Below are 9,316 nucleotides of genomic sequence, written 5' to 3'. Positions count from 1 at the left end.
GCAAGACTGATTCATGCGGCGTTTGTAACTCTTGGTGAGGGTGCAGTGCATTCTTTGTCCATACCTCCCTTGACCTCTACTCGCAGAACTCGAAAACCAAGGTGGGATCAGCAACTCTGCTGCGGTTGCATCAACCGAAAGCACCTTCGAGTTGGCGTTCGCTGCCGCAATGCGAACTACCGACCGCAAAGTGCGCAGTCAGTCTGATAAATCTTCACAGTTTTTGCCAAGCGTTGTTCGCAACTCATGACGAACCGTCCTTTGTCACAAACGACCACATTCACAATCTGCGTCGGTCACCTCAAACGGGTGTAGCAAGATCAACGGTGCTTCACGGTGCAGGTTTCAGTATCAGGGAAATAGCTTAGGTCGAAAGGACCATGGCGGTTTACTGGCAAACTCAAACGAATGAAGTTGTGGACACCGCTTCACTATCAAGAGTTTGCTCCGTTTTTTGATTTATCTAGCCGAAGCGAGTTGAGTTCAAACGTTCTCGTGGCAATTCTCAATGTATAAATACCATCCAACGGCGTTCGAAGATGATTCGAATAGCGAGTTGATCCATGTTGCACGACGCCTTTGGTCTCGAATTTCGGTTCGCAGAGATCCGCAGACGACGTGGCGGAAGTTTCCCTCCGCAATCCGATACCTTCAGGTGAACAACTTGAATTTTTGGGTTGAAATCGAGTGCAAAGGAGGCTTCCACTATATGCCATTTTGCAAGACGGAAAGTTTCGACAAGTGCAGAAATCGAAGTTGATTCTCGTTGATGGTATGCCCGGGACTGGAAAGTCGACGCTCTCTCAATTCATCTTGCTTGAAATGAGAGCCCGTGGGCAGACCACACGTTGGTGGCATGAGGAAAGTCCAGACCACCCGCTACGTTTGTTTTTTGATCCTCAACGGTATCAGACTCAGCGCGAATACTTTGATGACGTCATCATTCGCTGGCACAGTCACTTGCAACGGTTAGAGCATACTGGTGGCGTTGAAGTTTTTGACGTTTCCATTCTCCAAAATCATGTTCGATCATTGTTGATTTTCGACTGCCATCGCAATCAGATTTTAGATCTCATCCGAAAAATCGAAGAGGTGATCCACAACTTCGATGCTGTGTTTGTTTATTCAAAGCCATTCGACATCGCGGAGAATTTTCGCACAATTGTTGCGAAACGCGGAAAAGAGCTTCTCAACCTTTGGGTCGCAGCCCACGACAACTATCCCTTCACGAAGAACCGACAACTTAGCGGTTACACTGGGTTCATCGCTTTCTGGGAAGAGTTCGATGAAATTTCAGACCGTATTTTTGAGCAGCTTTCGATCTCGAAATTGCGGCAAGTTGTCACTGAGGAGAATTGGAATACCCGAAAGTCGGAATTGCTCAATTACTTAGACATTCCACTGTCTCAAGCTTCAGCACTGGCAACGTCGTTGAGTCGTTTTGAAGGTCGTTATCTTGCAGTTGAAGATCCCAGATTGGCAACTCAAGTTCGATTGAATGACCACTGCCTTGTGGCTACGGTCGAAGAGCCGACATTCGATAACCGAAAGGGTCCGATTGGTCGTTTTCGAGAAGTACGATTGATTCCCATCGACGAAACTCGCTTCCATGTCGAATCCTGGCCACATCTCGTCGAATTCTCAGTCGACGCCGATGGGATCGTCAACAGAATGCATGTTTACGCTACAGAAGACGGTTGGGACGAATCTGATTGGATCGTAGATTGCTGATGAAGAGCAGGTCCCCCAGCCGACTCGCCCCGCCCTGACAGAACTCTACGCCAATGAGCACGGGCGATTCGGCAGCGAGTTCTCAATCGAAATCCTAAACGTCAGGCCAGCGACTCAAGCAGAAATCAACCTCTGGAACTGGCACTAACAAATGCTCGCTTCTTGAAGATCAAGATCACGAATGCCCCGTAGTGGAACCCGGGGTTCTAGCGGCTGCGATCAAGCACCACTTTGCATGCAAATGGTACAGAGTCATCGGACTGGCGAGGAAGTCACGGACTCTGACAGTGAGTTTTGATGTTGCCTTCAGTGTGTAGACAAAACTTTGCCGACCATCTCGTCGCGGATTTTGACACACAGCGGTTAATAAAGCCGACGTTGGTTGCAAAGGTGTGTGATCTGTTTCGGCCAAAGTGATGTGAAACGCTCAAGAAGAGCTCTCCATTGGAGTCTGCTCGATTCCATCATTTGATTGTAAGTGTAATCCAAGAGCATCACTCGAAGTGCGAAAGGTTTCAGAGTTGATTTCGATGTGCTGTTGCAAAACCTCGAACACCTAGTACTCTAACGATCGTAAGAATGTTGTCGTGTTTGTGTCATCACTCAGAAGACTGGGCCGATTGATCACTAGTTCCACACGATCAACTACTCATTTCTTCATGGAGGACGTTCGAATGCGTACGGTCTCACGTCGTGGTTTTACTCTGATTGAGCTATTGGTTGTGATCGCCATCATTGCCATTCTCATCGCACTTCTGTTGCCTGCCGTTCAGCAAGCGCGCGAGGCTGCACGTCGCTTGCAGTGCAAGAGTCACTTGAAGCAGCTCGGGATCGCGATGCACAACTATCATGACGTGCACAGTCGACTTCCACCGAATCTCATCCCCGGGGGACGACCTGGATCAGGAGGTTACATTGGGTACTCCAGGGGTAACTGGGGAGTCATGGCATACCTCACGCCGTTCCTCGAGCAGTCAGCGGTGTTTGGTCTTCTGAACCTAGAATCGTCCACGTATCAAAACGTAGACGGCGCATGGATTATTCCGGATGGCAACAATCGCCTAGCTGCCGCCACGCTTGTTCCGCTTTATCTGTGCCCTTCTGATTCATCTCAGAAGGTGTCGATGAATTGGGGAGTGACCGAGGGTATCGGACCGACCAACTACTGCGCCAACATGGGAACTGGCATTGACCCAGCTGGTGTGAATCATGGTTCTCCGTACGATGCCGATGGTGTCTTTTTTGCAGATTCCGGGATCCGAATTAGTCAAATTCGGGATGGATCGAGCAATACCGCTGCGATGTCAGAGAGCCTGCTTGGCACCGGACCAATGGTTAGCGGTTCTTCCGCGCCTCCGGGCTCCGAGCAAGAGGTCTACCGAAATCTTCAGTTTGGTCAAAGCATCACTGACGTCACTTGTGCAGCTGCAACGACATACAACTCTGCCGATCCGCGGCAATTTTCGTGGTACTCCGGAGAAATTCGCTGCGCCTCTTACAACCACTACTACAGCCCCAACAGCAGCAACTATGACTGTGTCGCCAACGGGCCGGCGAGCCTTGGGTACATAGCCTCGGGCTGGAAGGCCGCTAGAAGCCGACATTCAGGAGGAGTGAATCTGTTGCTCTGCGACGGATCTGCCCGCTTCATTAGTGACAGTATCGACATGGGGATCTGGCGCAGCTTGGCAACACGAAGTGGCGGGGAGGTTGTTGGTGAATTTTAGTCAACACTCGGTCGACGATTCGCAGGGAAACGTAGATGCTGGCAGAAAGGGAATGGTGAATCACTCAGGAACCGTACCTCTGTCGCGGGGGCAGATTGACCTGTGGAAACGATCTGGGTACGTGGTTATTCGCGAAGTTTTCACGGCCTCTGAAGTGGCGGCTCTGTCTGTCGATGCTTGGCGACTCACACGCGAGCAGCACTTGATCGACAGAAACAATCTGCGCTGCCGCTTTCGGGAGACTTTTGACGGATCGGAATCACTCTGGGAGACATTCGACCCCGTGATTGATCTCAGCCCCGACTGCGCGCGGTTCTCCGGCGACCCGCGGTTGATGGGGATCCTTCATGGTCTCTATGGGGAACCGGCCTGTCTCTTCAAAGACAAGTTAATTTTCAAACAGCCGGGAACCAAAGGCTATGAATTGCATCAGGATTGGATTTCCTGGCCTGGCTTCCCGCGCAGCTTTCTGACTGTTCTGATCCCGATTGATCCATCGACCGCAGAGAATGGCTGCACTGAAGTGTTCCCCGGTTATCATCGGCAGGGACCGCTGACGCCGCAGGATGGACAGTATCATCAGTTGCCTGATACGGCGGTTGAGGAGTCTCGATGTGTCCCGCTTGAGTTGCAGCCAGGTGACATCGCTGTGTTTGACGGTTTCACGCCGCACCGCTCCTCTTCCAATCGGTCCCAGTCGTGGAGACGGCAGTTGTACCTGAGTTACAACGCCGAATCGGACGGCGGTCACCAGCGCGAGACTCACTACGTGGAGTTTCATGACTATCTGCAATGTCGCGGCGCCGGACCGGATCGCTCAGCTCTGTATTTCCGGTGAATTCTTATGAGCGCGAGTAAAGCGGAGATTGTCGACCAACATGATTCAATTACATGTACAAGTTCTGTGAGATGGTATGGGTGGGTGATGGTGGTCGTTGCTTCGCTCGCGATGGTGGCGACACTTCCGGGTCGCACGCACGGCCTTGGTATGATCACAGAACGGTTGCTAACAGACCCAACGCTGGGGTTGACCCGTACGGCTTATGGCCAGATGAATTTGTGGGCCACTCTCCTCGGATCGCTGTTTTGTCTCGGGATGGGCACACTCATTGACCGACACGGGATTCGGCTGACTCTCGGTAGTGTCATGTTGGCGCTTGGGTGCGTTGTTCTTGCGATGACGCGGCTGAATTCAATTCTTTTTTTGTTCGTGGCCATTCTACTGACCCGAGGACTCGGACAGAGCGCTCTGTCCGTTGTGAGCATAACGATCGTCGGGAAGTGGTTTGACCGAAGTGTGAGTCTGCCCATGGCTGTTTACTCTATCCTGATGGCTGGTGGCTTCATCGCTGCAGCATTGGTCGGAAGAGAGTACGCCAACGTTGACTGGAGATTGCTTTGGGGAGTCCTTGGGTGGGCTGTCGTAGGTTTGACGATCGTGCTGACATGTCTGGCTCGGGACAGAAATCAGCCGTGGGATACGAACATTCGATCAGCGGTGAACAAAGGTCGCGACTCGCAGTCCGTTGACTTCACTCACCAACAAGCACTTTCAACTGCGATGTTCTGGGTCGCAGCTGGCGGTATTTCACTGTACGGAATGATCGCGTCAGGGATCTCTCTGTTTAACGAATCGATTCTTGTCGATCTTGGATTTCGCAAGGAGGTCTATTACGAATCGCTGGCGATGGGAACCGCTATTGGCGTGTTTGCCAAACTCGCTGCCGGGATGCTGGGCATCCACGTTCCCCTGAATCGGCTTCTCTCGGTGGCTTTGCTGCTGTTGGCTGTCTCGCTGGCCTGGCTGACACAACTCTCGACCTATACGGACGTCGTCATCTACGTGGGAATTAACGCCGTCTCCGGCGGAATGCTCACGGTGCTGTTTTTTTCGACATGGTCCCAGTTATACGGCCAGTCGTACTTGGGACGCATTCAAGGAAACGCTCAGATGCTGACAGTGATCGCCTCAGCATTCGGTCCTCTTCTGTTCGCGCAAGCTCGCGAGTGGAGTGGATCCTACCATCCCTTGCTGTGGATGCTGGCAGCCGTCGTGCTGTTAAATGCAGCGATCGCCTGGTTCACGTCATTACCCCGACACCCTTCAACATTCGGAAATTCCACATGACATCTCTCTCAGACAGTCCAGTCACTTTTCATATCTCCGTGAATGTGTCCGACATCGATCGTTCCGTCGTCTTCTTCAGCAAGGTGTTCAACACGCCGCCCGCTAAACATCAGCGAGACTATGCAAAATTCGAGCTGCAGAATCCGCCGATGACATTTTCTCTGGAGCCCATCAACCCGACTGACCGTGGTACGCTCAATCACTTGGGATTCAAGTTCCAGAGCGCGGAGGAACTCGTGGCTGTTCAGCGTCGATTAGAAATTGCCGGGATCCGCAGTGAGCGGGAAGAAGGAGTCGAGTGCTGTTATTCACGGCAAACCAAGTTCTGGCTGCATGACCCTGATGGAACCCTCTGGGAAATGTACATTCTGGAAGGGGACATTGAGCATCGTGGCGCGGGGCAAAGTGCAGACTCGGTCATGGGAACCGACGTGCCGCCTCAACTTGCTTCAAACTCGATGGCCTGTGATGTGCCTGGTCCAGAGAGAGCCTCACGATGGCAACACCGTCTGGGAAGTCCGCTAGAGATTCCGGTAGATTACGCGGAGGCCTCACTGGATAACGTCGCATTGCAGGGCACATTCAACGGACCCGATACGGAAGGCCAACTTGAACCGTTTCTCAAGTCTGCCGCGACAGCCCTGAAACCAGGCGGAACTTTGTACATTCATTGCCTGACAGCGGATCGACACCTTGACGAGGTCCCTGAACTACCGGGGCCAGCATCCGTCGTGAAATCGGTTCCCTGCCTCAACAGCCTGATTGATGCTATCGAGATAGCTGGACTCAGTTCTGTTCGCCTCACGACCTATCGTCCCCGCGCTTGTTTCACAGCTGGCGACGCCGAGTTGCGAGAGACAAAGATCGAAGCCATTAAGCCTGTGAACAATCATGCGGAGATGGTCCCGGTTGTTTTCCGTGGTCCGTTTCCCGAAATCAAGCTGGATTCCGAGGACGTTCTGCGACGTGGACGTCGAACAGAACTTCCGCGTGGAGTTGTCGATGAACTGAAAACAACACCGATGGGTGATCTGATCGTTGTACTGGAGGCTGCCACATCTCCGATCTCGTGGACGGCGTGACGCAGCTTACGACGTGATTCGGTGTGTCGGCACTGGTCGCCCTGGCCGAAAGCTCTGCAGTGAGACAATCTGATGTGTCAGTTCCCGGTCTCGACTCGCGGCCGCCAATTCTTCGCCGACAATCTGCTCCAAAACAAATGGGTCAGTTGCCACTCGTGCGTTGACGACAACGTTTGCGGATCGAGTCTTTGCTGAAGACGCGAGTGAAAGTTCCGGACCGGTTGCGTTACTCACGAGATTCGCGACCGCATAGCTCAGATCACACATCCCAATAACCTTGAGATGCGCTGCCTCAGACTCCTCAGTGACCAATCGTCTGTGGATTCGACTGATGAGATTCATCAGCAGCTCGTCCAGCGAAAACTCCGATGCTCCTTCTACAACGACCTGGCTGTTGAGCCAGCCGAGTTCTGCTTCCCCTTCCGCATAACACGTCGTAGTCCACTTCCATAACTCGTCGTCCGAACTGCCCTCGTTGCTCCAGCATGGCCAGCAATCCATCGAAGCCTTCGCCTGTCCTGGCAGAACACCGCAGCACAGGTCTTCCCGGATATTCTGCTTCGATCAGATTCTGAAGTTTATCGACGTCTTCGCTGACGAGTTCATCGATTCGATTGATGACTACGAAGTCAGCTTCTTCGATCTGCTTGCGGAAAATGTAATTCGCCTTGGGGGAGAATCCACTCCCACTGTCGCCACGCAGGATTCGGAGACCGTGACTTGGTTTCAGGATGACACCGTAGGGAGCAATGTCGAGCGGAACACCGTAGACTTCAGTCAGCGGTCGAATCACCGTGGCCACCAAATCTGTGCAGCTACCGACAGGTTCCGCGAGAATGATCTCGGGTAGACTCCCTTCGCCAAGCTCTTCGACTGTCGATGTCAATGCATCGAAATTGCAGCAGAAACACGATCCCGCAACTTCTCCAACATCGAAGCCCTGAGACCGCAGGCTGTGTGTGTCCACAAGGTCGGTTGTCTGGTCATTGGTGACGATTCCGATCCGTTTCCCTTGTTCCATGAAATGTCGGGCCAAGCGGGAAATGGTTGTGGTCTTCCCCGCTCCGAGGAAGCCACCAATCATGATATAGACTGGTTTCATCTGATTATTCTTTTCGAATAATGTACGTCAGTGACTTCGCGTGATGTTAGCCGGCGGGAACTTCCAGTCGGCAGCACCCGAGATCGAGGAATTTGCCTCCACGACCCTTCGACTGCAGCAAATCAGCATGTAACCGGTAGTACATGAACCGCCCTTCGCGGCGCACTTCCACCAGATTGGCGTGCTTCATGATTTTCAGATGGTGTGAGATCGTCACCATTTCCGTTTCCAGCAGTTCGGCAATATCACTCACAGTCAGTTCGCCGTAACGCAGCGCAGCCACGATCCGCAACCGATGAGGATCACTCAGCGCCTTGAGCCGTTCAGCACAATAGTCCGCTTGAAAAACATCCTGAGTCACTGTTCAAAATCCGTTGCAAAGTTACAAATACGTTCTGAAGTGTATCAGAATGTTATCGCACCGATCAGTTTGGGGCAATTGCTGGATGTGCTCGGGCCGCACTCACTCCACGCAATGACATCGATCCGGGGCATAGAACTCAATTGAAGTTGGTTTCAATCTGTCGAACCTGGTGAAACTTCAGTATTTTCGCTCCTTCTCTAAACTGCTGCGGTCGTTACGACCAAAGTAGGAAACGCTGAGTTCGGAAGTACATCCGGTAGCATCGATCGCTGAGTTGATCAGTTCGATCCGAGGAGTGCAGGTCTAGTGCAGGAAACGCTTCTCTTGCGCGGTTCTTGTATCTTGCGGGGGACACATCGACGAATGATTTACTTAGTTTAGCCAGGTTGGCACCTCAAAGTTCACGGCGACAGCACGGACATTCACGATCAATAGGATTTGCAAGTGCTGAGAACGTGGACTGCAGAGGCAAAGTCATGATTGGTTTAAACGCCAACGGGTCTCGACGAGAATAGTGACGATAAGTGATCGTCCCCAACTGAATGGCCCAGCATCTCGATTGACGATTCGGGAATTTGCTGGTCGTAGTACGTGGCAAAGGTCTTACGAAGATCTTTCATTGACCTTAGAATCTCTTCACCGGTTACGGTATCAGGCTTAGTTTTGTTACGGCAAGTCGACACAGCTGATGAAACCGATGATTGGGACGACGACTTACATCGAGCAACACAGGATCGATTACTTCCGTTCGATGACTAGCCGGTTTCCGAATGAGTGCAGCAACAATTTGATTCATCGGCTGGTAGAAAGACTTTCCAATTTCGACCACTTGTAAAAGAATCAGCCTCAACGGGAATGTTCTTTGGTTTGTCCGTCTGGATATTTCTTGTCCCTCGATGCATGACGCCACAAAATCGGTTCCGGGCATGGAACCGATTTTCAGATGGTTCCGGCGCCGAGACCATAACTGAAGAATAGTGCTAACAGGGATCGCCAGAAATCGCCAACTGTTTGCTCATGTTTCCATCCCTTGGGACGCTTCATGCGAAAATTCACTAGAGTTCATTCAATTCTGGCTTTGTAAGATAGTGACGGACAGCAGCATCGCGTTGAGTCCACGGCTTCGGGAATTTCGGCACAGATTGAATGAGATCAGACTCTCATTCCCATGAAAGAAACGCT

Annotated in this window: 7 protein-coding genes; 5 read left to right on the top strand and 2 right to left on the bottom strand. The window is 51.9% G+C overall.

Features of this window, described 5'->3' with window-relative positions:
• Window positions 1-741 precede the first annotated feature (741 nt).
• From AB1L42_RS23710 to AB1L42_RS23690, 5 genes are all read left to right on the top strand, one after another.
• Window positions 742-1,731, top strand: coding sequence for a hypothetical protein (locus AB1L42_RS23710; RefSeq protein ID WP_367062680.1), 990 nt, complete (start codon window positions 742-744; stop codon window positions 1,729-1,731).
• Window positions 1,732-2,405: 674 nt separating this feature from the next.
• A complete protein-coding gene (locus AB1L42_RS23705) occupies window positions 2,406-3,458 on the top strand; it encodes a DUF1559 domain-containing protein (protein WP_367062677.1) in 1,053 nt (350 codons plus the stop codon).
• Complete coding sequence (locus AB1L42_RS23700) at window positions 3,448-4,296, top strand: phytanoyl-CoA dioxygenase family protein (RefSeq protein ID WP_367062674.1); 849 nt, start codon at window positions 3,448-3,450, stop codon at window positions 4,294-4,296. The genes AB1L42_RS23705 and AB1L42_RS23700 overlap by 11 nt, the downstream gene beginning before the upstream one ends.
• A 66-nt stretch (window positions 4,297-4,362) precedes the next feature.
• Window positions 4,363-5,586, top strand: coding sequence for an MFS transporter (locus AB1L42_RS23695; RefSeq protein ID WP_367062671.1), 1,224 nt, complete (start codon window positions 4,363-4,365; stop codon window positions 5,584-5,586).
• Complete coding sequence (locus tag AB1L42_RS23690) at window positions 5,583-6,668, top strand: ArsI/CadI family heavy metal resistance metalloenzyme (RefSeq protein WP_367062668.1); 1,086 nt, start codon at window positions 5,583-5,585, stop codon at window positions 6,666-6,668. The genes AB1L42_RS23695 and AB1L42_RS23690 overlap by 4 nt, the downstream gene beginning before the upstream one ends.
• A gap of 301 nt (window positions 6,669-6,969) precedes the next feature.
• Here the strand turns inward: AB1L42_RS23690 and AB1L42_RS23685 are convergent, their stop codons facing one another.
• Together AB1L42_RS23685 and AB1L42_RS23680 are read right to left on the bottom strand one after the other, a co-directional pair.
• Window positions 6,970-7,770: a GTP-binding protein gene (locus AB1L42_RS23685; RefSeq protein ID WP_367062665.1), complete on the bottom strand. Its 801-nt coding sequence runs from the start codon at window positions 7,768-7,770 to the stop codon at window positions 6,970-6,972.
• Window positions 7,771-7,816: 46 nt separating this feature from the next.
• On the bottom strand, window positions 7,817-8,131 hold the full coding sequence (locus AB1L42_RS23680; protein WP_367062662.1) for a metalloregulator ArsR/SmtB family transcription factor: 315 nt from the start codon (window positions 8,129-8,131) through the stop codon (window positions 7,817-7,819).
• Window positions 8,132-9,316 lie beyond the last annotated feature (1,185 nt).

The organism is Thalassoglobus sp. JC818 (assembly GCF_040717535.1).
In the GTDB taxonomy this organism is placed as follows: Bacteria; Planctomycetota; Planctomycetia; order Planctomycetales; family Planctomycetaceae; genus Thalassoglobus.
Note: the sequence above shows the minus strand (reverse complement) of the source record. Positions and strands in the feature narration are given on the sequence as shown.